The following is a 22,601-nucleotide window of genomic DNA, read 5'->3' on the forward strand; positions in this document are numbered from 1 at the left end:
TACCTAATGTACACAAATTTTCTTGAATGGCACGGATTTTAAATTTAGCGTTATATTGAATGGCGCGATCTGATACGGATGTGACATTTGGGTTTGAATCTAGTTGTCTCATTTGATGTTCGCCGAAAAGTATTCTACTTATTTAAAATTCTCCCGTTCCAAGCCATTTTTTCTAGTATAACGGGTTTTTAAACTAAAAAACCCCGAATGGATCACTTTTTTTAAAGTGTCCACTATTCGGGGCTCAGTTGAATTCGAATTTAAAGTCACCTTTTTTAGAAAGTCATTTTTTAAAAAAGTGAGTTTTTCTGCGACCTCGAACAATACCAGAGTTATCTTATTGCAGTAAAACTATTCACTTTTTCTGGTCAATACAAATCCTCAGCCGTATTCTTCATTTGCAGATATGTCATAGGATTATGAAAATCTTCTTTGACAATGCAAAGACTTTCACAGGAAAAATAAAGATGTTCAAGCCAATCAGCGTCGTTACATTTGATGGCTTCGTCACATTCCTTTTCTATATACGGAACACTTATTGTCTTCCCTAAAATCCTAAAGAGCTCGATAGTATCTAATGCTCCTGGCCAATTTCTATCTTGTAATAGGCTTGCTAGTTTCGGCAAAGCTTTTCTATTTCTCGGATAACCCATTTCTTTCAAAATGTACACTCCGTTTTCCCAACACGACTTGCCATATTTCGGGATTATCATGTCAACTTTCTCAGGTGGAATTTTAGATAGTATCTCAATAGCCTCTTCTTGAATTTCCTTTGGAAGTTGCCAATTCAAGTTATATACATAATAATTGATTTCTTCGTCTTCTATATTAATATAGTCTCTCATAATTACCATCCCTAGTTGTTTGATGATATTGAAATTGCTTGCAGTAGTCGAGTAAATTTATGTGGCTTCTTATCTGCATTCGCCCTAGAATTTATCCATCCCTGCATATCAGAAGCTTTTACGGGCTTGACAGAAACATGATTTCCACCATCAAGAACAGCCTTAAGTACCTTTGTACTGTCAACTGCTTCCTTTGTTGTAACTGTAAATTTACCTTTAGGCATTGTTTTGTAATAAGATAATCCATTCTTATCTGTAGTTCTTAGCGTATGATTAGTTGCTGTCGAAGAACCTCCCCTATAAATTATAGTAGGATTCTTACGTTTTAATCGCTCTTCTAGCTCAGCTTTTATTTTATCTTTTGAAACAACTATAACAGTTACTAAGCTTGCCGCAAGTGCCATTGCTATTAAATGTTCTAAAACCCATCCCGAAACAGGAATTAATGGAAGAGCAAACCTCTGGGTTACAATACCACTCTCAATTCCATCCGGAGCCGGGAGTACTTTCCCTTCTCTAATTTGTGCTTCTTTTAATTCTTGAATGTCTAATTCTTCTCTAGTATTGACGTCGTACGCTTTCGCTTCATAAGTGTCATCGGTTATAAAATAGGTCAATACATATTCGATATCATCGTAGATAGTCGAAAAAATTCGTTGATTAGGAGTTTCAGCAAAATCGATTTTCTCAGTTTGTAAATAACTTTTTAATTCTGAAGTGACTTCTACACTTTCAAGATTAGTCTGTGCTGATGCCATATTGTGATTTTGAAATACACCAAAAAAGAACATACTAAAAACTAGTGCTAGAGTGATAACTTTTTTCATTAATTTCATTGTCTTTTCCTCCCCTTCGATAGAACTGTTCATTAGTTATTACTGCCCAATACTGCTATTTCGTGGTTAATTATCAGCGGTAAGTCGAACACCATCTACCTTGAATGTTTTACAGTATACAAACACGGAGATATTGGAAACTGTAATATATGTCAAACACAATATGAGGGAATCTTGAAAATCACTATGACCCCCAGCCGCTTTCGGCATAGCTGCCTCTAATCCATACTGAGCTGTACAGTTACCACCAACATCATTCAATCCTTCACGCATAATTTTTACGAATTAATAATCCAGTGATAATCCTTCAACAGCTGTTCAATTTGCTTTTCTGTCATATGCCCGCCCCCTATTTATCGTTTACGAATAGCCCCGTTCACCCGTTTATAGGTCTGTCGATTAGTACCCATCAATTCAGCCCATTCCCTATCAGACAGCTGTTCTGATGACCTGTCTTTAGCCTTAGTACACTTCTTATCTACTTCGCCTGTACGAGCATCAGGTAGCCTTTTTCAACCAGTTCCGTTTGCAACGATCTCATTTCCCCACTCCTTCAACGAAAAATTTTGCGGACCATGAATTTCGGTTTATTCGACAAGACTTGACTGCGTTTACGCGTATCCCAATCTAGATTCCAACCGTGCATCGCTTCGCTTTCTGTATTCCATAATGCTTTCTCATGGTTTTCTAGAATGATTTCTTTCATCGAGTTCCATAATTGAGATAGCCCCTCTACAAATGGTTTAAGCCATTCTGAAATCCCCGGAACCCCGACTATCACACCGTCAATCATTCTTGAAACTTCCTCTATTGGCATCTGGTGGCGTTCTGCAAGTTCTGCCTTTATCTTATCCAATCGCTCTTGATTGATTTCCATCGTCTTTTCCTCCTTTTTGAAATAAAAAAAGAGGACAACAAATGACACAGCGCAATGCTGTAATCAATCGGTGTCCCCGGTTGTTCCAGTAGACTTATTTAGTTATGCATACCCTTTCATAGTCCCGTTTTTACACCAACCAGATGTGATAACAGTTGATATACTGCCATTTAAAGCGTGGTAAATTACAAGCGTTACAGAAATCAATAGCCTGTAAAACTAATTCTGCTTTTTGATACTTATCAAAGCCTGATTAAACTTAACTGACTCTTCCCATTGTGGAAAATGACTTGAATTTTCGAACCAAATGAGTTTTTTTGTCGTTTTTATTGTGTGATAGTAATCCTCTACTAATGCGGAAGAAACATGCCTATCATGACGCCCCTCAAAAAATGTAATAGGGACATCGAAACTCTTGTATTTACTAAAATCAATTTCCATGAGCTCTTGCCACAAATATTGTATTGATTGTAGACTCCCTTTTTCACGATTGATTAAATCTTTAAATGTGTACTTTGATGAAAAAATGAAATCCCTTACCAGTTGGTTATAATTGCTTTTTCCATATAAAGAATGTCTGTATTGAACCACTAATTTAGTAACAAATAATAAATCGTTTAACCAATCTTTTTGAGTCAATGAAAGGTCAATATTTTCCAATCGCTGAATAATCTTTTTTTTATTTCGTTCTTGACTTTCTTTCAGAACAAAATCATATTGACACTTCAACCCTTTTTTCATGTTAACTACTTGACCGCATCCAAAATAACTGTGTACTAGCTGAGGATATTTTTTAATGAAAATTAAGCCTAGGACACTTCCCCAAGAGTGCCCTAAAATATAAACTTTTTCTTTTTTATACGTTTCTAACAAATAATGAATTAAACTGTATAGGTCTTCAATATAAGTTTCAATAGATATTTGTTCCTCTTTCGAAAAAGTATAGTAAGATTTCCCAGCCCCTCTTTGTTCCCAGACTACAATATTAAACGTTTTTCCAAGTTCTGAGTTATATTTATAAATCAGTGGTAAAGCAGCATCACCTGGACCACCATGCAAATACACTAAAAGAGGCAGATTGTTATCTTCACCAAAAATAGAAATAAATTGTTTTGAAGTGCCAATTTTTATATAGTTTGACAGTTGAGTTTTCATTTCCTTCTCCTACCTTACTATCATTTTTGAGATTCAAGATAACATCTTTATATTTGTTCCACTAATTGTAATCGCCTCGCCGCTTTAAATAACGAACAATTCAGTTTTCGATTTGTGACTCTTCATCAAAATGTGTACTTGACTGTATATTCCGTTACAGGTGGATGCTTTCCGCAGGCACGGCTTTCCTGTACTTGCCGCTTTACTTTCGGTACAAAAACTCGCCACCTTCCACACCAGATCCAGTCTATTGAATTGCAAATACATATTTTGGTGTTGCCCCTGAACTATATTTATTGTATCATTTCCCCATTTTCTTCTTGACGTATACTGTTTTAATAGGGAACTTGAGTATTGAACGTCTAAGCAACAATCATCCTGCCTTTGTGTTGATGGGTAAGCCTGTGTAGTTGAAATATGGCTATCTCCTTTGCGACTAGGAAACAAGTAGATTGTGCTTTATGGTAGCGTTTCAATCTACGCCATTACATGGGATAAGATCACTGTACACAATTTCCGTGCTGATAAATCTTTCCGCTCAGACCCAACTCTGCCCATGCATAAATTACTTCATCTCTATTTATCTGGTCAGATATTTCATTAAGTGACAGCATCTCGATGCCCTCATCACCTTCACGCAATTTCAATTGATTAATGTCGATAACGTGTTGATTAATGATTATCATCAAAAATCCATCACGGTAAATCATAGTGTTTCCTACATCCTCCATACAAATCCCTCCTACCTCTTCGTATAACTAACCTCATAAAATAAAGGCTTGTCATCTTGCCATGTAATAACCTGTTTCCTAAACCCAACACCCGGCTTATCCACCTTCTTGATTTCACCGTCTATCACCCTGTACACCGCGTTTTCTGATAAAATTACTTCTGCTGTTTTACTCACAGGACCCCTCCTCGTGTGCTATACTTTCCTTGTCAAGGACGGGAGGAATCCTGTCTTTTTTATTTGCTCAAATCTTATACCCAATCGTCCTCATCATCTTCTCCGCATCCGCTACATAATCCGCTTTAAACTTCGGAAAAGCATCAAACAAAAACCCTTCATAATCCAATCCAAAGTAGTCACAATACCGAATGACGTCTTGCAAATCTGCCCTTTCGACACCAATTTCTAAATTCATAATGCGTTCACGATACAGTCTCCCCCCTGCTGCCAAGTCTTTCAGATTCATTCCTTCAGACGTTCTGAGGAATTTAACCTTTTCAGCGATGTGTTGGATCTTGCGTTTTTCTTCTAAGCTCATTTCAATCCCTCCAATAACTCAGCAGCCTTTGCTCCGCCATCCATCATGACCTTAATTTCTGGTCCCCACTGATCAACAACATTAATTTCGTAGTTTTTGTTGTCTCCATAAAACTCCAACGCTTCACGCAATCGCATGTTTTCACGTCGATAATCCAAGGTCGCTTGAAAGTTCCCTCTTGATTCTTCTGAAAGGGTTTGATTTCGAGCTCCCAACTCTTGCGCCCGTTCTGCTTGTTCGATTAGCGATTGCAAATCATCAAAATGTTCGCTCGTACCTGCTAAAATTTTGATCCGCTCCAATCGTTCCTCATTCGTCCCGTTTACAACAGCACCTCCATCCCTTTACAATTCATTAGTAAGCCTCATAAACAACTCCATATCCCCATCATCAAGCGCCATATCAATCTGCAGCAACAGCATGTCCTTGTCCGTGACATCCGTTTCAATGCTCGGGTGATGTTCCAAATATTCACGGGACATCTTGGATCCTTCCGACATCTCAGCCATAAGTTTCCGAGAGTTGATTTTCCCCATTTCCCCTAAAGCATTCGTATACACAGCGAGAGAAAGCCCTCCATCAATCTTTTAATTTTTTCACGTTCATGATCATTGTTCATCCCTACTCACTCCTCTTCAATTCATCCTGCCTAACTGTCACCAACCCGTAACTGACTAACCTATATTTTTGTAGTAAACTTACAGCAAGAAAGGAGACTATCAAATGACAGCAACGACTTGGATGTGGATTTGCATTTGTATTGCTACCTTGATTTTACAGTTCATTTTTATTTTTATCGTCCTCCATCAAAGTAAGCGATTTAAACATACGATACATACGATTGATCCGATTGATGATCGTATAAAAGAAATGAATAGAGAAAAAACCGACATAGAGTAATGATTGTATACTTACGAATGGGACGATACACGACAGTGAACGTCCTTACTGTCATTTCATTCACTCCTCTTCAATTCACCATGCCGAAATATCCTAACCTGATTAGACTTCGCAAACAAAACCTCATACTGCCGTTTAGGTAAAAACCTCACAATTCTTCCCTTCTTCCCCCATACAATTTGAGAAAGGAATAATCCTCAACATCTTTCTCCTCCACATTGACGACGACTTCAACCATGTCCCCAAGCTCAAACGCTATTGTTGGCACCGCATCAAAAATAGTAAGTTGCTGCACCATGTCGTCACTCCTTCACAAATCTCTTCGCATATCGCAACTACTGATGAATATAAGGATCATCCTCATTGCCACCGCTCCACATCCAGTCACCAGTACGTCGTTCAATATCTTTCAGTACCTCGAACAGTAACTGGGGTAAAAGCTTGATTATTTCTTGATATGCGGTCACTTGGGTTCACTTCCTTTAATTCACTATTAATCAAAATACTTTCATGAGACAATGAAATATCTTAAGAAAGGATGATCCGCGTGCTAATTATTTTCGAAAACGTAGGAGTCTTTTTCTCACCAATTTTATGTTTCGTTTTCATTTCCAACTGCGTTGCAATAGCTAAAAAGATTAAAAAAGGGGATGATAATACTTCAATAAACACTTTTATTACCTGTCTTTCTTTTACGCTGATTGTATATTCAATTATCTTGATAGCATATTAGAGTTAAAAAAATAATTACTGAAATGCACTATTGTTGCTTGTCATTGTCGAATTATGACTCATTTATTATTAAAATATTTGAAACTTATTGATTTTAAATGCGTATTCTGGATATGCTTAATTATTGAAAGTTGGTGTTCTACCATGTTTAAATCAGAAATAACTAACAAAGTTCTAAATATTATCTTCTTGCTTGTATTAATGGCAGTATTATTATCCAACGACTTAAATACCACATTTTCTAGAGTATTTGTAATCCTAGTATTGTCGGCAACGATTTTACATGATTTATATCAAATAATAAAAATCAAGAAACAGAAAGCTGATTAAATTTAATCGACTTTTTTATTTGCGCATTCTGTGACACGCTGTGTACTAACTTGCTATCGTATCTACCCATTTCACAAACGCACTCATTAAAGGTGGTTTGTTACCACTGTCCGCCCAACCTGCAAATCCTATAAAGCCGTCTGAATTAAAGCTGATTGCTTCTCGTTGAGTGAAGTAATGACTATTCAAGAATAAATAACATTCCTTTACATTTCCGGTTGTATTGTACTTGCTTTTTATTTTTCGACTCATTCTCATAGTGTTTGTGGACATTATGCCTGCCTTATTGGCTTCCTTAACGTGCTTGTTAAGGAAGGTGAACAAAACACCAATATCGCTTTCTGTAATATTTTCATAAGTTAGTCCTTTTTCGGAGAAAAGTTCTCTAGCTTGTTCTGAAGTCATTTTCTCAGCTCCTTTTGGTTGTATTGTGCTTTATAGTAGAATATTTCTAAATTAATTACATTTAAGATATAGTTGAAAGAAATGCTAAGGAGGTTTTTATATGTCTGTTTCTCTTCAGGAAATTTTTGAAAATGAAAAAATAATTTTACGCAACTTATATTCCTTTTATCTTCATGATCTGTCCAAGTTCACAGCTAACATTACTATTGATGAAAATGGATTTTTTAATTACGAGGATCTAAACTCATTTTGGACAAATGATGGCATTTCTCCTTACTTCATCAAATTTGATGGCAACATTATAGGATTTATTCTTCTTTTGGAAAGGCCATTTTTAAAAAAAGAAAATGATTTCGGCATTAATGACATCTTTATTCTAAATAAGTACAAAGGTAAGGGTTTTGGAATACAGGCAGTAGAAGAGTTATTTGAAAATAAAAAAGGAAAATACTTTGTTATTGAACTTGTTAATAACCTTCCCGCTGTATCCTTTTGGAGAAAAGTATATAAAGATTTTAAAATTGATTATGAAGAAAAAAATCAATTAATTGATGATGAACCTTGTATAATCCAAACATTCAAAGTCTAAGCTTTATTAAAGAACGGTAACTAATAAACCGTTCTTTTTTTATTTCTTTTGCTTCACATAGTGTGTCTACTTTCACTTACTCAACCGCCCACACCCATAACTACGAGTACGACTCCTTCCCAAAATGGAATAACTGTCATCCCCCCCATTTCCCTTCCACAACTTCCAACCTTCTTGCCTCTTGTCGTACAATTCCCGCTGCAGCAGAGGCTCATATGTCCAAACCTTATAACCGTCCTCACACCGAAACAACAATCGCCAAACACCGTTCATTGCCCTCCCTCATTTCAAGTCAGTATTTGATACAAACAACAACTTTTGGTGACAAACTGTAATAATTCTGAACCGTCAGATTCACCACTTGACTGTCATCCTGCCAAATGACTTTTGTAAGGCCGTCCTTGATTGCCTTCACATAATTGTCGACATCCGGTTTCGTCGTCGGTCGCAATCACCCGACTTGATAAGAACCTGCTTCGGCTTCGTTTGAAGCGCCTTAGGCCGTGATTACCACGGAGTACGTAAAGCAAAACGAAAAATAGCAATCGAACAATTTTTGTCGACGATTCCCTTTTAAATCTATTGAAGATGTATAGATTATGGTGTAAAAAGATCATGCTCACTTATGGGAAACGATGGATGAAAACAGATTACGTACTGACATCAGAAAGATTCGGAACTCCCGTTAGTGAAAAAGCTATTTCAAATCCAATTAAACGCAACCCCAAGAATCAGGAATGAAATCTATTTCTCACACAGTTTTAGACATCCCAATGCAATAATTGGGTTGAGGAAAGGTATTCCACTACAGACTATGGCAGAACGACTAAGAAATACTTCTTTGATGATTTTAAGTATATATAACCACTCATAAATAAAACCTCGAAGTCAAATTAGCGAAATCCTACAGTAATGCATTCACTTTTTAAATTGGTGGAATATTTTGAGGTCGTTTTTATTTAACCACCTCATAAGCCTTGAGGCATAAGCATTGTTGCTACTATGAATTATTTCGTGCTAGACTAATCAGTCGTTTCGTACATACGTTCTACAAACATACAAACATGATAGTATCAGTATCCAGTTAACTAATCGGCTATATCACGCCATTAAAGGCAAGTCGTAGGAAATCTTTTGAATTCGTGTGGTTGGGGGACATTTAGGGGACACATTAAAAGCGGACAGGCACACAACTCATAACATGACAACAGCCACCTTCTCAATAGAGTTGGTGGCTGTTTTATGTTCTCTTCTATTCCTCAGTTTTAATGCAAAACGCGATTACTATTTACACCGTCATCAAAATTGAAATCCGGATTATTCATCATGAGTATTAATTCTAATGCAGACATATTCGGTAGATTCGTTAAAAATTCGTATGCGGATTCAAGGTCATTAAAAGCAAATGCCTCTAGCTCCATTTCTATATAGTATTTGAAGTTTCTTTTGTTCAATAGATATAGCCTTATTACTGATAGCCCATTCGTATATTGTTTAGGTTCCATATTTTCGCCCATAATCAAAATGCCGATATCTTCTTTCGTCGGACTCATTACGGTACTAAGGATTATCATATTCGCTTTCAGTTCTTCCGGGATTACAATTTCATTATCTTTTATCATATACACCCCTCCTATTGTCACTATTCGACAGATGGGAATTAAGTACTTTTATAATATTTAGACAATTAACAACAAGTAAAAGTCCCCATCCAAGACAGGTTAGGGATTTTATGCATTACTCTGCGCATTGGACACATATAATATCCTCCACCGGCATACGGTCCCTCCCAAAAGGACTATCAACCGTAATCCACATCGACTCGACATTTACTTCTCTAATGGTCCCCATGTAAAACACGACTTTCCCTTTATCCCACAACCTTATGTGTACTTGTCATTCCCTTTTTTGAGCAACTTCTATTTCGTACTGGATAGCTTGTAAATCATAATCATCAAGCTCAGGACGACCTTCGTAGTTATCTTCATTTTGCCATCTATGCAACTCTGCGACGTGCTCTGATAGCATCATCGCAGTCCATTTAACGTTTCCTCTATCCCGAATGTTTTCTAGCATCTCATTTCACGCTCACTATATTATTCATGTTGATTTTTATGTTTTCGTAGCCCACTTGTAGCGACAATTTGCCTTGTTGGCCATCGATTTCTGTAACCATCCCTGTAACTGACTCGAACCGCTTTTGGGCATAAATTGTGATTTCAACCTCTACGTCGAATTCTTTTGATTCCCCGATTCTCTCGCCTATCTCAAGAAAATCAGTCTCTGTTAGTTTTGGACTTGCCACAACCTTTGATTTTGGTGGTTTTGGAATTGCTGTCAATTTCATCATCCTTTCAGATTTGGGCTTTCTGACTTAGCGAAGTACACATTTATCAATTCTTCCGTCCTGTTACGCAGTCGTATGTTCATGTAGCGTCTTTTGTCTTCATAGCCGTTATGGATAAATGCATACTCAGTGAACGAACCATCTTTCCCCTTTTTAATCAACTTCATATTTTTGCTTCGTGCATAATTATTTGTTTCTTTCAATTCTGCTCGTACATTCTTTAATGTATTTTCAATGATATTGATATAAGGCCCTTTCAATTTGAATGAGCTTATTTCAATCACTTCTCGGTCTCTTTCCAAGATACTTATTATCATTGGCAAATAAATCATGTTCTCGAAATACGGTAATGCTTCGGTTGGGATTAACGGCATTAGATCACCATTCTTTCTTTATGTGCGATGGGAACAAGTGCTAAAACGTTATCAATTGTAAAAATACGTTTGAATTTACGCAGAAAACAGTATGCACGGAATGATACCTCACCAAACTGCAGTACGTTGATTCTTCTTTTGCTAATTGAACCGTCCGCAGCCAAGTACATCATATCTAGGTGTTCACTGTATTCCATCGACCTCACTAATTGGTTACGCACACTCGTTCCCCCTTTTCCGTTAGTATATAGAACAATAGTTCTTATTGCAACTGGATAACGGAAATTATAAATATTACCAATTAACCTTTGATACGATACATCTTAGATATTTGGGCAAATAAAAAAGACCGTCAATAGACGATCTCCGCTTGTTCAACTAAACATCTGTTAGTTGAACAAGTGAGTCTCTCAAAATTTACTTACTACGAAATAACTACTGTATTATTGTTTACCAGTTTTTCAGCAAGTTTAATATTTCCCTTTAAATAAATAGGTAAATTAGAGTTATTCAGAATTTGCTGGGTAGTCATCCAAATAACGTCGTCAACTTCATCAGGACTCTTAGCAAATGCTTCGCCTGATTCGTGGTCACAAAGAAAAACAATGTCAACCACATTTATTCCTGAATCAGTAACGAATGATGAGCTATTTACATATCGAAGATTCGAAACCTCTATACCCACTTCTTCAGCAATTTCTCTTATTAGTGTCTTTTCTAAAATGTCTGATGAGGTACCTTCTTTTTCTACCTTTCCCCCAACAAGAGACAATGAACCTCCAGCGTGTTCTTCTTTCTCGCTTCGTCTTATTAACAACCATTTTTTATTTTTGTAAATTGCACCCTCTACATTAACTATAAACACAATATCTCCCCTTTAAAATAACCCTTAAGTGTATTTCTATAATTCAAGACATTGCTTAGGTGCTTGTTCAACTAACCTGTTTCGTTAGTTGAATAAGCACAATGTTCTGTTTCTTTATTCGTCTATATTCATATGAATACCTCTTTACTTCGACAAATAAAAAAAGCGGCCCATCCACAATCTAATCTGTGGAGGACCGCTATTTTGGACTTACTTAATTATTCATCTATTCCCCAGCTTTTTTGCAACTTACGAATATAAATGATTTGACCAATATGATATGCGTTATGGGTTGTAATATTTGCGAGTATCCCCCACCACTTCACAGGTTCAGAAAAACCATTAACTTTACTTTCACCTTTATCTTCAGTTAATAATTCTTGCCAATGCAACAGTACCTCTAAAAGTTGTTTTTTCAATTCGATAAATGCGTAACCCTCAGGAATTACAAAGATTTCATTATTATTTTCTATGGCTGGAACAGCATTGACATTAGACTTTTGGTACCTCGTTTGCCATGTTTGATTCCAATATAAAAGATGCCAAACAATTTCAGCAATGCTATTACTATCTTCATTTGGCTTTCAGAATGCTTGTACCTCGGACAAGTTTTCCACAGAATCCGAAAATGGCACATACCAGCTAGGATCATTAGCATTTGCTAACAATTGGTCAAACAAAACATCTTTGGAATGAAACATATTTCCACCCTCCTGCTATAAAATGATTTATCATTAAGAACAAAATCCTGTTCCTTAATTCTTTAATTTTATTATTCTATTCTATTAATAGGAAACCCTCTTTTGGTCAAATAAAAGGCGACCCGTCCATAATGGATAGGCCGCTTTTTCTAGGCGTATTAGATGTCCTTCATACTTTAATTATATCACACTCTTACTTATTTACAGTCACAGTATATTTAACCGCTAACCCCAATACATCCGCATCTTTGAGTTTAATATTAAGCATCTGGTAAAGTTTCTTTTAGTTCTTCTCTATTGCCGTCGATATATAAAGCGGATATCTCCATTTATACTGTGATTCGGAAATTTCCTTCGTTTTTATGTTCGAGGTGAGTATCAGTAATTCTCCTTCTCTCTTTACGGTATTACTCACCTGCAAATAAATGGATAATTGATTACAATTCGGTAACAAAATGGTAACAATTCTCCGATAATGTATACTAAAATATTATTTGATGAGACAATTCTTTTAGAACAAGTCATTGTTCATGCCATAAATTGGAGGTGACTCATGTTTGTAATCATACGAAACAATGATGGTGAAACAGAGTTCTTAAAGGACTCCAGTACCCAGTCAGACAAAACCTTTGCTGATTTTTACACAGCAGATTTGTTAATGCAGCAACTGAATCAAAACGTAATTCCTTCCAAACATTGGACTGTTTCTGAAAAGTTACAATAAGTAGCTTAAAAAGTGCTTAGTTACTTAGCGTTAATCTTGGATGTTTATTGACCGGGTGATTCGCCAATACTGTCGCTATATCACAAGGTGACTGTGATAAAGACTGCTGATTATTTTTAATCAGTGGTCTTTTTGTTAGGAGTACGAATTAACTAGCTATTGATTCTACCCATTCCGCAAATGCATTTGTTAATGGCACCATCATCTGCCCAACCTGCAAAACCTATAAAGCCATCTGGATTCAAGCTGATCGCTTCTCATTGAGTGAAGTAATCACTATTCAAAAATAAGCAGCATTCCGTTACCGTTGTATTTACTGTTAATCTTTTGGCTCACTCTCATGGTGTTTATAGACATTGTGCCAGCTTTATTAGCTTGCTTAACGTGTTTGTTGAGTAAGGATAACCAACACACAAATATCGCCTTCTGTAATATTTTCATAAGTTAGTCCTTTTCCAGAGAAAAGTTCTCTAATTTGATCCACTTTGTAAGTCGCGAACTCATTGCGTAATTTTTTAATTTCATTCTGTAATTTAATAATTTCCTGTTTCCATTATCAGTCGTTATCCACTATGACCACTCACTTTCAAAGTTTCACTAGACTGCTAAGATGTAGTACAACGTCATTTCCCGTCGATTCTAAACGCCCTACAGTTGATTTGGTGTAAACTCCATATTCACTTTAACCTACTAAAGCTGATAAAGACCTGTTGTGCTGGATTTCAATGGAATAAAATAGATTTCGAAAAAAAGACCATCACAATCAAGCGAACCCGTACTACCATGGAGTTCATAAACCAAATAGCAAATTAACAAACTTTGTCGACGATCTTCTGCTAAATCAATTGAAGATATACAGATTTTGGCGGAATAAGACTTTGCGCATTTTTTTGGAAAGAAGTTTGGAAACTGATTATGTACTTACCTCAGAAAGACTCAAAACTCCCATCAGCGAAAGATCTGTTTCAAATCCAATTAAACTCAACCTTAAGAATCAAGAATGAAATCTATTTCTCACACAGTTTAAGACATCCCCAAGAAAAAATTATGTTGAGTAAAGGCATTCCACTACAAACTATTACAGAACGACTAAGAAATACTTCTTTGATGATTTTAAGTTTATATACCCACTCATCAAAAAACCTCGAAGTCAAATTAGCGAAATCCTCCAGTGATGCATTCACTTTTTAAATTGGTGGAATATTTGGAGGTTGTTTTTATTTTAACCCCTCATAAGCCTTGAGGCATAAGCATTGTTGCTACTATGAATTATTTCGTGCTATAATGGGAGCATTGTGAATTTAGGAGGATTTTGAATGATAGCAGTCAGTAATGTAAGTCTTCAATTCGGCGACCGCAAGCTATTTGAAGATGTGAATATACAGTTTAATCCGGGCCATTGTTATGGTCTAATTGGTGCAAACGGTGCGGGAAAATCGACATTCCTTAAAATTTTGTCAGGTGAACTAGAACCACAATCTGGAAATGTAATTATGAACAAAGACGAACGTCTTGCTATTTTGAAACAGAACCATTTCGAATACGAGGAAAGTGTCGTACTTGATACAGTCATTATGGGCCACAAACGTTTATATGACATTATGATGGAGAAAAACGCCATCTATGCAAAAGAGGAATTCTCAGATGAGGACGGCATGCGCGCAGCTGAACTTGAAGGTGAATTTGGCGACTTGAACGGTTGGGAAGCTGAATCTGAAGCAGCAATCCTTTTACAAGGACTTGGTCTCGCAGATGAATATCACCAATTGAAGATGTCTGAACTAAACGGTTCTGATAAAGTGAAAGTGCTTCTTGCACAAGCTTTGTTTGGTAAGCCTGACGTTCTTCTTCTGGATGAGCCTACAAACTCACTTGATCTGAAAGCAATCCAATGGCTCGAAGAATTCCTTATGAACTTCGAAAACACGCTTATTGTTGTTTCCCATGACCGTCACTTCTTAAACAAAGTTTGTACGCAAATTGCGGATGTCGACTTTTCTAAAATCCAGATTTATCCGGGTAACTATGATTTCTGGTACGAGTCAAGCCAACTTGCACTAAGAATGTCACAAGACCAAAACAAGAAAAAAGAAGAAAAAATTAAAGAGCTTCAAGCATTCGTTGCCCGCTTTAGTGCCAATGCTTCGAAATCTAAACAAGCTACTTCACGTAAGAAAACGTTGGAAAAAATCGAATTGGATGATATTAAACCATCTTCAAGACGTTATCCTTTCGTCAACTTCCAAATGGGCCGTGAAATTGGAAATGATGTTCTAAGTATCCAAGAAGTTAACAAAACACAGGATGGCAGAGTAATGCTTAAAGATGCTTCATTTACAATTGACAAAGAAGACAAAGTCATTCTTCTTGGAGATCCTCTTGCAAAAACAGCGCTCCTTCAACTGCTTGCCGGAGAGTCTGAGCCTGATTCAGGAGCTATCAAATGGGGAGTTACGACAACACATGCATACCTTCCTATCGATAACAGTAAATACTTCCAAGGTTCGGAAAGTTCACTTGTTGAATGGTTACGTCAATATTCACCTGACGACCAAACCGAGACATTCCTACGCGGATTCCTTGGCCGTATGCTGTTTTCAGGTGATGAAGTGAACAAGAAACCATCCGTTTTATCCGGTGGGGAAAAAGTTCGCTGTATGCTTTCAAAAATGATGCTGACAAGTTCGAACGTTCTTCTTCTGGATGAACCGATGAACCACTTGGATCTTGAATCAATTCAAGCGCTTAACAACGGACTGATTGCATTCAAAGGTGCAATGATCTTCACATCACATGACCAACAATTCATCCAGACGGTTGCGAACAGAATCATTGAAATCCATGATGATGGTACAATCTTCGATAAATTGATGAACTATGATGAGTACCTAGAGTGGAAAGAACAACAAGAAAAACAAAATAAAAAGAAATAATTTTAAGCCGTTTCCCTTGATTGGGAAACGGCTCTTTTTATTGCTAAATGATGTTGGATTTCCGATTGCAATTCCTACACTTGCGTATGATATCCGTCGAAATGGGTATAACCAATAGAAAGGAGTGTTTTCATGAGGAAAATAAATCTTTTCATTTTTCTGTTAGTAGCGGTCCTTGTCTTTTCAGGGTGTTCGAAAAAACAACCGACTGCCCTTGATAATTCGGGGTCAACCAATGGCACAATTGGTGAAGGTATCGTCAAAGAAAGCGAAAGTGAGAGCGATGGTGAAATTTCTTTAACTGATCTTTTTCTACCGGATGGTTCAAAGGCGCATTATCTAGGTGAAGGAAATGAATTTGCAGAACTTGATGTTGAAGTCGCACGACCATTTGAAAATTATGTTGTCGTCCATGAGAATAATGGCGGCTCCCTGGTTCGCCATATTTATAAAATCGAACCTGACAAAATAAGCATCTTAGACGAACAGACTGTCGAATTAGTCAAAGACTTCCCCACCCTGGCAGAACTGGATGCAATGGATCCAACTGGTGTTTATCTTAAAAAACCCATAAAAAAAGGAACAACATTTGATACGTGGACGATTGTTGAAATAGATACAACTGTCGATACACCGTATAAGAAGTTTGATCATGCTTTCGTCATCGAAATGAAGACGGATGACTTCGTCAACCGTAAGTATTTCGTTGAAGGGTTTGGTGAAGTCAAACGGGAATCTATCATGCAGACGGATGACGGTGAATTCGTTGTTACCTCCACGTTGAAGACAGTCGACAAATAGCGATGTAAAGAAGCGTCCCTCGTTAGGACGCTTCTTTACATCGCAGAATAAATTCACATCTTCCAAAAGGTACCGAAACTAACGATTACCTTTTGGAAGATGCGAATCCGTATTTATTTCCAATGTTTTTTTAGCAGAAAGCATTGGGCATCCCGTCCTTCATTAAGATAACACCATGATACAGTTGGAGATCTTCATCACAGCCTTCACAGAAATTTATTTCGTCTTCAGACCAAAAGGCAAAAAAACAGTCTTTTTTCATAGCCTCACGTTTATGCTTTTCTCGTAATTCACTAGTCAATTTTTTAAAGTGTACCTCAGCAAGTACTCTATCATCGAATGAATGGCGTGAACGGATTGTTTCTTCCCACTCCTCAAACATCCACCATGGCTCATAATCTGCTTTCATATAAATCACTTCATACATTTCCTAAACCTCCTATGTAACTCTTAGTTGAATGTCCTTCATTTTAACAAACTCCCTCCTGATGTCCAATTAATTGCTTCCCTTTTGAATTCAAATGGTAGGTGTAGATTGCATTTATCGGGTATAATTGAACTACTGACATGAAACTTTATTCGTTTTGAAACGTATACAGTATAGGGTCAAAGGAGGTATGAATATATCATGAAAGAAGTTAAACAATTTTTTATAAGACATTTTATAACAGCACCAATCAGTTTTGGATCCTGGCTCTTCTTTGTTATGGGTGCAGGTATGAATATTTTTGCGGCTACTGGCCTTTTGGTAGCGATCTACTTTGGCGGAACGTTTACCCTGAAGCAGATTCAACTTTCATCCAACTTAAAAAAACTCGGGATGTCCCGTTCTGAATACAGTCATATAAAAGGTCAGATTACTGGTGCGAAAATGAAAATCAAACGACTGAATGGTCTTTATGGACAAGTTAGGTCAATCCAGGCATTTAGGCAACTTCATGAAATGAATAGCCTATCTAGAAGGATTCTTGGCCTCGTCCGATCAAACCCTAAAAAGTTTTACGACGTAGAGAAATTTTTCTATGCCCATCTTGATTCCGCAGTCGAATTGACTTCGAAATATGCGTTGCTTGTCAACCAACCATTGAAAGATAAAGAACTTCGCATCGCATTACAAAATACGCGTGAAACGCTTGGGGATGTTAACAAGCAATTGGAGCAAGACCTACGAAGCGTTTTAGCGTCTGATATCGACCAGCTCCAAATGGAAATTGACTTTGTTGATGTATCCATGAATAATAAAAAGCCGCTTCTTGAAATGAAAGGAGATCCACATAATGACCGAAAATAATCCTATAAAAACAATTGATGATTTACTTGATAGTCCTTTTGATTTTCAAGAACCCCTTCTTCCTAAGGAAATGCAAACAGAAAAGAAAGAGGCTGAAACAAGCGTTAAACTGATTGACCGTCTATCTCCTGAAGAGAGGGAGAAGGCAAAAGTCCTTGCACAACAAATTCCTGTCGGTAACTATGAAGCAATTATTACGTACGGCGCAAATGCTCAAAGCGAGCTTTCAAGGTTCTCCACTCAAATGCTCGATCATGTTCAAGGCAAAGATATTGGACCTGTTGGAGATGTATTGAAAGATTTGATGGGTAAACTTTCTGAAATAGACCCTGACGATTTATCAGACAAGAAGAAGTCAGGTCTAAGCAGATTGTTTAATAAAGCAACGCGATCTGTTCAAGAAATGATGACGAAATATCAGAAACTTAGTACTCAAATCGACAGGATTGGTGTTCAACTTGAGCATTCGAAACGTGGCCTTTTAGAGGATGTTAGAATGCTTGATAATTTGTATGATCAAAATAAAACCTATTTCCAAGCGTTAAATATCTACATAGCCGCGGCTGAATTAAAACAGGATGAACTCGCCAATGAAATCATCCCTGAAATGCGCAAAAAAGCTGAGCTATCGAATGATCAAATGGCATTCCAGGAAGTGAATGACATGGCACAATTCCTTGACAGGTTGGAAAAACGCCTTTACGATTTGCAGTTATCACGACAAATCACCATTCAGAGTGCACCTCAAATCAGGATGATTCAACAGACAAACCAAACACTTGCAGAAAAAATCCAGTCATCCATTATGACATCCATTCCCCTATGGAAAAATCAGATAGCAATTGCCTTAACGTTAAACCGACAAATGAAAGCTGTAGAGTCTCAAAAACTTGTTACGAAAACGACAAATGACTTGCTGTTGAAAAACTCGGAAATGCTGAAAATCAATTCAATTGAAACAGCTAAAGAGAATGAACGCGGCATCATCGAAATTGATACGCTGAAAAAGACGCAAGAAAACTTGATTCAAACTATTGAAGAGACACTTATTATCCAAGCAGATGGTCGTGCAAAACGTAAAGCTGCTGAAATAGAAATCGGACGAATGGAAGATGAGCTGAAACAGCGCCTTCTTGCTGTTCATGAAAAAACACAAAACCGTCCTCTCTAAGGGCGGTTTTGTGTTTTCACCTTGTATATTATCTAGGAGTTTACTCGCGGTTCACGTATTTCTTATTACAATCGCGAGTAATTTTCTAAGTATCCGCAATGTCTGATCTGTGAAACTATCGACCGAGTTGGATGATGCGGTTTTATTGCCAAACATCATTGAAAAAAGTGCTTTTTGGTCAACAGTCGGTTCTTCAGTTGAAAGGAATAGATGAATGATGGAAATACCTTTTTTTTCAGTTTCCATTACCGCTTCTGCTGTATCTAGGATACCGTTCCGATCATAACCAAATGCCGATGGCTCCCCGTCTGAGAAGACTAGCAAAAACTTGTGCTTCTCCTGCCTCATCGCAAGCTGATCGGCCATCCATCTAATCGCGAATCCGTCACGGTTGTCTTCATTAGCATCAAACGACAATATCGATAAACCGTTATCCTTATTGCGATCTGTAAACGTATGCATAAGCTCAAATACATTCGGTTGCACTTCTTTTGTAGCGTTATTTGCATCCTCATAATAGGACGAAATTTCATGAAATACACCAAGTTGACGGAGTACATCATGAAACAATAGTACAGCCTGTTTTGTTTCGTCTAATTTGTCGAGCATCGAAGCTGAACCATCAACTAGTAGACCGAATACCGCATCTAGATTAACAGATGGTGCACTCTTCCTATAAAATGGTTTCGGTCGTTCATCCACAACCATCGTCGTTAATTTCGTAGACAGTCGTCCCTTCATAAGGCGCTCACGTTTTGAATCCTGTTTCAAATCGATTCGTTTCTTCATCTCCTCGACGAAGGAACGAACATACGGCTTTTGCTCTTCTCGCCAAACGGTCAATAGTTGACGATTTTCAACCTCGTCTATGACTTCTATCCGTTGTTCCTCATACACGACGTTCACATGCTCTTTTCCAAACATCTTACCCGCTTTCATCTTTCGATCGCGTTTGTCTGTCTTATCACTGGTGTCATCCGTCCAACGATCGCTGTCATTCCCCTCTGAATCACCTGAGCCCGTCTCTTCGACCTCAGCATCTTCATGGCCTGGCGTTGCATCGTTGGCATCACTCTTCCCAGAGCGTCCGTGTTCAAGTTCAAATTCAAGGTGGACGCCTGATTCACTCTCGCTTTCACGATGCCAGGATCTAAAAACTTCTTCGATTGTCTCTTTTGGACCTTCCTCGCCTTCTTCGGCGTCAGACATCCCTTTATGATAATGAAATACAGTATTTTCTTCTGTAATGGAATCCCCCGCTGAATAATACTGTTTGACAAGATCCTTGTCAATTGACCTTTCTACAATCCCTGTAATTCTATCCGCAATAAATGTATTGTCCTCTGTACTTTTTGAATCGTATGCGTGTTGCAGAACGGATTGAATGAGATCATAGTCGATGGAATGAGCATCCCAGTCGATGGACGTTTCTGCAAATAAGCCTTCATGGAGAGATATGAATAACTGATTCATCATCGCATCCGCAAGTTGATTTTTCTGCATATTCGAAGACTGTGCATTGCGGTGGAGGTAAACGTAGGCTTCCCTTCTAACTTCGAATGCACTTGCGGTTCCAGGTCTTTCCTTCGTAATTACATCAATTAAACGAAACTCTTCCAGCATCAATAATAATTCAGATGTGAATTTCCGGAGTGGATATAAGCTAATTGACCGGCTAAATTTAATCCATGACTTAACACTAAAATGCTTCCAATAACCTGATGTTAACAAATAGATATCAGACAGACGGCCAGCGTGGATCACTTCGTCTGTTCGGTGACGCCAAAAAACACTCATCGAGATAATACCTTCTTGAGGTCGGAATTCAAGAAGCTTTCGTTCCGTTAATTCAATGAATGGTGCATCTGCTAATGCGCGCCCTAATCGTTCATACAATAAAAGCGTCTTGGCATCGACCGTTTCATCATTAAATTGAATGAATCGATTCATCTTCACCATAGCAATCGCCTCATTTCACCCAAGTATCGACTAATTCCATGACAAGTCTACGTTCAATTGTATCATCTAGCTTTTCAGCGATGGCATACTGGACTGCACGTTTCACAGGGATATGTTCTGCAAGTGCCATAGCGTCTAGCAGACTTCTCACGGATGCTGCCTCATCGGATAATAATCCGTTCATTACCTGTTTCTTCAAATCGATACTGATATGAAGGAATGTCTCAACAAGCTGTTTTGAGGCAAATGGATACGTATCCTTCATAACTAATTCTAATTGTTCTCCAGTCAGGTACGGGACTGTGAACGATACAAAACGGTTTTTCAATGCTTCATTCATTGGAGATGTTCCAACGTATCCTTCGTTTATGGCTGAAATGACCGTAAAGTCTTCATGCGCATAAATGACTTCACCTGTAAACGGATTTGTCAGCATACGACGATGGTCCAAAACACTATGAAGGATGGGTAACGTTTCAGGTCTGGCCATGTTGATTTCATCAATATATAAAATATGTCCTTTTTTCATAGCTTGTACTACGGGACCTTCTACAAATTCAATAATAGTCTCTCCGTCTTTGCTAATTATCGTTTTGAAACCAAGCAATGCTTCAGCATCCAAATCAACCGAACAGTTTATGCTTTGCATTGGCTGATTGAAATAATGTGAAATTGTTTGGGCTAACTTCGTTTTTCCAGAACCAGAAGGCCCTTTCAATAACACTGGTTTTTTCAATACAATACTGATAAGGACGTCATCCAATAAATAGGGACTTGGGGAAACGTAACCACCTTCTTGTATTAATCGTACTGCTGCGGTATCATGCGTTTTCGTTGAACGAAGCTGCTGTTCTTTTTCTACTAGCGAGTTCATAACCTTACCTCCTTATAAAAAAGCCCGCACACCAACAAGTGGGTAGCGGGCTTTAAGTTCACGTCTAGAAAACAGTAAAATCTTGTATTGTGAATAAATTCTAACATGGAGATTTCACGTCTAGACTCCGGGCGCAAAATGCCGGATCATAATTCAGCCCAGCTGGGAAGGATTGAACTGCATCCTTCCCGGGCAAAAAACGCCGCGTCGGCCGGTCCCCGTCATGTCTGTCGCGGGCCCCCTACAGGATGTAAGGTCACGCAGCCTATTGCCACAGGACGTGGCAATGGCTGCGTACCTTTATAACGGCGCACTGTGCCTTTGTTTATTCAAAATACGTTTTATAATAGCCTCCGACTTTACCGGAATTATCGAGAATGAAAATGAATTCATCTGTTTCGTTTTTCACTTCATACTCTTTACCTGGTGTCAGAACATTGTTCACTACATACTTTTCAGCGTCTGCATGCTTACAGACGACAGTACGGATTGCAGGTGCAGTCATCCAATCTTTGAATGTCATTGTTAATCACGCCTTTTCTATGGAGTGTATAAGGAAAAATCGACCCGCTAACAATAACGGGCCGATTACCTAACTATTTTTTGTCTAGATTTCGAGCGCTT

Annotated in this window: 29 protein-coding genes and 2 pseudogenes; 7 read left to right on the forward strand and 24 right to left on the reverse strand. The window is 37.8% G+C overall.

Annotation, left to right across the window (positions count from 1 at the left end; genetic code table 11):
* Positions 1-368 precede the first annotated feature (368 nt).
* The 9 genes from ACGLYD_RS08955 to ACGLYD_RS08995 all read right to left on the reverse strand — a co-directional run bounded on the left by ACGLYD_RS08955 (position 369) and on the right by ACGLYD_RS08995 (position 5,541).
* On the reverse strand, positions 369-845 hold the full coding sequence (locus ACGLYD_RS08955) for a hypothetical protein (protein ID WP_342538286.1): 477 nt from the start codon (positions 843-845) through the stop codon (positions 369-371).
* A gap of 11 nt (positions 846-856) precedes the next feature.
* A complete protein-coding gene (locus tag ACGLYD_RS08960) occupies positions 857-1,681 on the reverse strand; it encodes a hypothetical protein (protein WP_399632516.1) in 825 nt (274 codons plus the stop codon).
* Between the two features lie 553 nt (positions 1,682-2,234).
* Positions 2,235-2,558: a hypothetical protein gene (locus tag ACGLYD_RS08965; RefSeq protein ID WP_354313147.1), complete on the reverse strand. Its 324-nt coding sequence runs from the start codon at positions 2,556-2,558 to the stop codon at positions 2,235-2,237.
* Between the two features lie 219 nt (positions 2,559-2,777).
* Entirely contained in the window at positions 2,778-3,713 is a 936-nt protein-coding gene (locus tag ACGLYD_RS08970; protein ID WP_342538289.1) for an alpha/beta hydrolase, read from the reverse strand.
* Positions 3,714-4,213: 500 nt separating this feature from the next.
* The gene (locus tag ACGLYD_RS08975; RefSeq protein ID WP_399632518.1) at positions 4,214-4,444 is read right to left on the reverse strand and encodes a hypothetical protein; all 231 of its coding nucleotides are present in this window, start codon (positions 4,442-4,444) and stop codon (positions 4,214-4,216) included.
* An 11-nt stretch (positions 4,445-4,455) separates the two neighbouring features.
* On the reverse strand, positions 4,456-4,620 hold the full coding sequence (locus tag ACGLYD_RS08980) for a DUF3954 domain-containing protein (protein ID WP_342538291.1): 165 nt from the start codon (positions 4,618-4,620) through the stop codon (positions 4,456-4,458).
* A 67-nt stretch (positions 4,621-4,687) separates the two neighbouring features.
* The gene (locus tag ACGLYD_RS08985; RefSeq protein WP_354313149.1) at positions 4,688-4,981 is read right to left on the reverse strand and encodes a hypothetical protein; all 294 of its coding nucleotides are present in this window, start codon (positions 4,979-4,981) and stop codon (positions 4,688-4,690) included.
* Positions 4,978-5,283: a hypothetical protein gene (locus tag ACGLYD_RS08990; protein ID WP_342538293.1), complete on the reverse strand. Its 306-nt coding sequence runs from the start codon at positions 5,281-5,283 to the stop codon at positions 4,978-4,980. The genes ACGLYD_RS08985 and ACGLYD_RS08990 overlap by 4 nt, the downstream gene beginning before the upstream one ends.
* A gap of 42 nt (positions 5,284-5,325) precedes the next feature.
* On the reverse strand, positions 5,326-5,541 hold the full coding sequence (locus tag ACGLYD_RS08995; RefSeq protein ID WP_399632520.1) for an IDEAL domain-containing protein: 216 nt from the start codon (positions 5,539-5,541) through the stop codon (positions 5,326-5,328).
* Positions 5,542-5,704: 163 nt separating this feature from the next.
* Here ACGLYD_RS08995 and ACGLYD_RS09000 point away from each other — a divergent pair, with 163 nt between their 5' ends.
* Complete coding sequence (locus ACGLYD_RS09000; RefSeq protein ID WP_156476032.1) at positions 5,705-5,881, forward strand: hypothetical protein; 177 nt, start codon at positions 5,705-5,707, stop codon at positions 5,879-5,881.
* A gap of 148 nt (positions 5,882-6,029) precedes the next feature.
* Here the strand turns inward: ACGLYD_RS09000 and ACGLYD_RS09005 are convergent, their stop codons facing one another.
* From ACGLYD_RS09005 to ACGLYD_RS09015, 3 genes are all read right to left on the reverse strand, one after another.
* Positions 6,030-6,179 carry a hypothetical protein gene (locus ACGLYD_RS09005; RefSeq protein WP_342538295.1) on the reverse strand — a complete coding sequence of 50 codons (150 nt, stop codon included), beginning with the start codon at positions 6,177-6,179 and terminating at the stop codon, positions 6,030-6,032.
* Between the two features lie 37 nt (positions 6,180-6,216).
* Positions 6,217-6,348, reverse strand: coding sequence for a DUF6877 family protein (locus ACGLYD_RS09010; protein WP_338656534.1), 132 nt, complete (start codon positions 6,346-6,348; stop codon positions 6,217-6,219).
* Positions 6,349-6,988: 640 nt separating this feature from the next.
* Positions 6,989-7,348, reverse strand: coding sequence for a hypothetical protein (locus ACGLYD_RS09015; protein ID WP_338656532.1), 360 nt, complete (start codon positions 7,346-7,348; stop codon positions 6,989-6,991).
* Positions 7,349-7,448: 100 nt separating this feature from the next.
* On the opposite strand from ACGLYD_RS09015, the gene ACGLYD_RS09020 reads away from it, so the two are divergent.
* Positions 7,449-7,937, forward strand: coding sequence for a GNAT family N-acetyltransferase (locus ACGLYD_RS09020; RefSeq protein WP_338656530.1), 489 nt, complete (start codon positions 7,449-7,451; stop codon positions 7,935-7,937).
* 292 nt (positions 7,938-8,229) lie between these two features.
* Here ACGLYD_RS09020 and ACGLYD_RS09025 read toward each other — a convergent pair.
* The 8 genes and pseudogenes from ACGLYD_RS09025 to ACGLYD_RS09060 form a co-directional block, all read right to left on the reverse strand.
* Positions 8,230-8,388, reverse strand: a pseudogene (locus ACGLYD_RS09025) (RusA family crossover junction endodeoxyribonuclease); the annotation flags it as partial.
* 814 nt (positions 8,389-9,202) lie between these two features.
* Positions 9,203-9,559: a hypothetical protein gene (locus ACGLYD_RS09030; RefSeq protein WP_338656527.1), complete on the reverse strand. Its 357-nt coding sequence runs from the start codon at positions 9,557-9,559 to the stop codon at positions 9,203-9,205.
* A gap of 274 nt (positions 9,560-9,833) precedes the next feature.
* Complete coding sequence (locus ACGLYD_RS09035; protein ID WP_342538297.1) at positions 9,834-10,013, reverse strand: YolD-like family protein; 180 nt, start codon at positions 10,011-10,013, stop codon at positions 9,834-9,836.
* Position 10,014: 1 nt separating this feature from the next.
* Positions 10,015-10,278 (reverse strand): YolD-like family protein, encoded by a 264-nt coding sequence (locus tag ACGLYD_RS09040; RefSeq protein WP_067209680.1) that lies wholly within the window; start codon positions 10,276-10,278, stop codon positions 10,015-10,017.
* A 5-nt stretch (positions 10,279-10,283) separates the two neighbouring features.
* Entirely contained in the window at positions 10,284-10,658 is a 375-nt protein-coding gene (locus ACGLYD_RS09045; protein WP_067209682.1) for a hypothetical protein, read from the reverse strand.
* On the reverse strand, positions 10,658-10,879 hold the full coding sequence (locus tag ACGLYD_RS09050; protein WP_399632526.1) for a transcriptional regulator: 222 nt from the start codon (positions 10,877-10,879) through the stop codon (positions 10,658-10,660). The genes ACGLYD_RS09045 and ACGLYD_RS09050 overlap by 1 nt, the downstream gene beginning before the upstream one ends.
* Positions 10,880-11,082: 203 nt before the next feature.
* Positions 11,083-11,523 carry an NUDIX hydrolase gene (locus ACGLYD_RS09055; protein ID WP_187044901.1) on the reverse strand — a complete coding sequence of 147 codons (441 nt, stop codon included), beginning with the start codon at positions 11,521-11,523 and terminating at the stop codon, positions 11,083-11,085.
* Positions 11,524-11,741: 218 nt separating this feature from the next.
* Positions 11,742-12,224: pseudogene (locus ACGLYD_RS09060) on the reverse strand (DinB family protein).
* A 553-nt stretch (positions 12,225-12,777) separates the two neighbouring features.
* Here ACGLYD_RS09060 and ACGLYD_RS09065 point away from each other — a divergent pair.
* The 3 genes from ACGLYD_RS09065 to ACGLYD_RS09075 all read left to right on the forward strand — a co-directional run bounded on the left by ACGLYD_RS09065 (position 12,778) and on the right by ACGLYD_RS09075 (position 16,682).
* Positions 12,778-12,948, forward strand: a complete 171-nt coding sequence (locus ACGLYD_RS09065) for a hypothetical protein (RefSeq protein ID WP_338656519.1) — start codon at positions 12,778-12,780, stop codon at positions 12,946-12,948.
* A 1,316-nt stretch (positions 12,949-14,264) separates the two neighbouring features.
* Complete coding sequence (locus tag ACGLYD_RS09070) at positions 14,265-15,881, forward strand: ABC-F family ATP-binding cassette domain-containing protein (protein WP_187044951.1); 1,617 nt, start codon at positions 14,265-14,267, stop codon at positions 15,879-15,881.
* A 132-nt stretch (positions 15,882-16,013) separates the two neighbouring features.
* Positions 16,014-16,682 carry a hypothetical protein gene (locus ACGLYD_RS09075; protein WP_338656517.1) on the forward strand — a complete coding sequence of 223 codons (669 nt, stop codon included), beginning with the start codon at positions 16,014-16,016 and terminating at the stop codon, positions 16,680-16,682.
* 130 nt (positions 16,683-16,812) lie between these two features.
* On the opposite strand, the gene ACGLYD_RS09080 is transcribed toward ACGLYD_RS09075, so the two are convergent.
* Positions 16,813-17,109: a DUF1033 family protein gene (locus ACGLYD_RS09080; protein WP_067209719.1), complete on the reverse strand. Its 297-nt coding sequence runs from the start codon at positions 17,107-17,109 to the stop codon at positions 16,813-16,815.
* Between the two features lie 201 nt (positions 17,110-17,310).
* On the opposite strand from ACGLYD_RS09080, the gene ACGLYD_RS09085 reads away from it, so the two are divergent.
* Both ACGLYD_RS09085 and ACGLYD_RS09090 read left to right on the forward strand, forming a co-directional pair.
* A complete protein-coding gene (locus ACGLYD_RS09085) occupies positions 17,311-17,973 on the forward strand; it encodes a 5-bromo-4-chloroindolyl phosphate hydrolysis family protein (protein ID WP_067209722.1) in 663 nt (220 codons plus the stop codon).
* Positions 17,960-19,144, forward strand: a complete 1,185-nt coding sequence (locus tag ACGLYD_RS09090) for a toxic anion resistance protein (protein ID WP_067209725.1) — start codon at positions 17,960-17,962, stop codon at positions 19,142-19,144. Before ACGLYD_RS09085 ends, ACGLYD_RS09090 begins: the two co-directional genes overlap by 14 nt.
* 51 nt (positions 19,145-19,195) lie before the next feature.
* On the opposite strand, the gene ACGLYD_RS09095 is transcribed toward ACGLYD_RS09090, so the two are convergent.
* From ACGLYD_RS09095 to ACGLYD_RS09105, 3 genes are all read right to left on the reverse strand, one after another.
* Complete coding sequence (locus ACGLYD_RS09095) at positions 19,196-21,103, reverse strand: hypothetical protein (RefSeq protein WP_399632532.1); 1,908 nt, start codon at positions 21,101-21,103, stop codon at positions 19,196-19,198.
* Between the two features lie 10 nt (positions 21,104-21,113).
* The gene (locus tag ACGLYD_RS09100) at positions 21,114-21,977 is read right to left on the reverse strand and encodes an AAA family ATPase (RefSeq protein ID WP_342538392.1); all 864 of its coding nucleotides are present in this window, start codon (positions 21,975-21,977) and stop codon (positions 21,114-21,116) included.
* Between the two features lie 325 nt (positions 21,978-22,302).
* Positions 22,303-22,500, reverse strand: coding sequence for a DUF6501 family protein (locus ACGLYD_RS09105; protein ID WP_186670502.1), 198 nt, complete (start codon positions 22,498-22,500; stop codon positions 22,303-22,305).
* Positions 22,501-22,601 lie beyond the last annotated feature (101 nt).

This window comes from Sporosarcina sp. SG10008 (assembly GCF_044569405.1).
GTDB lineage: Bacteria > Bacillota > Bacilli > Bacillales_A > Planococcaceae > Sporosarcina > Sporosarcina psychrophila.

Bases quoted from the DNA above. Each gene is read 5' to 3' on its own strand.
- ACGLYD_RS08955 (WP_342538286.1), bottom strand. From the start codon at position 845: ATGAGAGACTATATTAATATAGAAGACGAAGAAATCAATTATTATGTA.
- ACGLYD_RS08960 (WP_399632516.1), bottom strand. From the start codon at position 1,681: ATGAAATTAATGAAAAAAGTTATCACTCTAGCACTAGTTTTTAGTATG.
- ACGLYD_RS08965 (WP_354313147.1), bottom strand. From the start codon at position 2,558: ATGGAAATCAATCAAGAGCGATTGGATAAGATAAAGGCAGAACTTGCA.
- ACGLYD_RS08970 (WP_342538289.1), bottom strand. From the start codon at position 3,713: ATGAAAACTCAACTGTCAAACTATATAAAAATTGGCACTTCAAAACAA.
- ACGLYD_RS08975 (WP_399632518.1), bottom strand. From the start codon at position 4,444: ATGGAGGATGTAGGAAACACTATGATTTACCGTGATGGATTTTTGATG.
- ACGLYD_RS08985 (WP_354313149.1), bottom strand. From the start codon at position 4,981: ATGAGCTTAGAAGAAAAACGCAAGATCCAACACATCGCTGAAAAGGTT.
- ACGLYD_RS09000 (WP_156476032.1), top strand. From the start codon at position 5,705: ATGACAGCAACGACTTGGATGTGGATTTGCATTTGTATTGCTACCTTG.
- ACGLYD_RS09005 (WP_342538295.1), bottom strand. From the start codon at position 6,179: ATGGTGCAGCAACTTACTATTTTTGATGCGGTGCCAACAATAGCGTTT.
- ACGLYD_RS09015 (WP_338656532.1), bottom strand. From the start codon at position 7,348: ATGACTTCAGAACAAGCTAGAGAACTTTTCTCCGAAAAAGGACTAACT.
- ACGLYD_RS09020 (WP_338656530.1), top strand. From the start codon at position 7,449: ATGTCTGTTTCTCTTCAGGAAATTTTTGAAAATGAAAAAATAATTTTA.
- ACGLYD_RS09030 (WP_338656527.1), bottom strand. From the start codon at position 9,559: ATGATAAAAGATAATGAAATTGTAATCCCGGAAGAACTGAAAGCGAAT.
- ACGLYD_RS09035 (WP_342538297.1), bottom strand. From the start codon at position 10,013: ATGCTAGAAAACATTCGGGATAGAGGAAACGTTAAATGGACTGCGATG.
- ACGLYD_RS09045 (WP_067209682.1), bottom strand. From the start codon at position 10,658: ATGCCGTTAATCCCAACCGAAGCATTACCGTATTTCGAGAACATGATT.
- ACGLYD_RS09065 (WP_338656519.1), top strand. From the start codon at position 12,778: ATGTTTGTAATCATACGAAACAATGATGGTGAAACAGAGTTCTTAAAG.
- ACGLYD_RS09070 (WP_187044951.1), top strand. From the start codon at position 14,265: ATGATAGCAGTCAGTAATGTAAGTCTTCAATTCGGCGACCGCAAGCTA.
- ACGLYD_RS09075 (WP_338656517.1), top strand. From the start codon at position 16,014: ATGAGGAAAATAAATCTTTTCATTTTTCTGTTAGTAGCGGTCCTTGTC.
- ACGLYD_RS09080 (WP_067209719.1), bottom strand. From the start codon at position 17,109: ATGTATGAAGTGATTTATATGAAAGCAGATTATGAGCCATGGTGGATG.
- ACGLYD_RS09085 (WP_067209722.1), top strand. From the start codon at position 17,311: ATGAAAGAAGTTAAACAATTTTTTATAAGACATTTTATAACAGCACCA.
- ACGLYD_RS09090 (WP_067209725.1), top strand. From the start codon at position 17,960: ATGACCGAAAATAATCCTATAAAAACAATTGATGATTTACTTGATAGT.
- ACGLYD_RS09095 (WP_399632532.1), bottom strand. From the start codon at position 21,103: ATGGTGAAGATGAATCGATTCATTCAATTTAATGATGAAACGGTCGAT.
- ACGLYD_RS09100 (WP_342538392.1), bottom strand. From the start codon at position 21,977: ATGAACTCGCTAGTAGAAAAAGAACAGCAGCTTCGTTCAACGAAAACG.
- ACGLYD_RS09105 (WP_186670502.1), bottom strand. From the start codon at position 22,500: ATGACATTCAAAGATTGGATGACTGCACCTGCAATCCGTACTGTCGTC.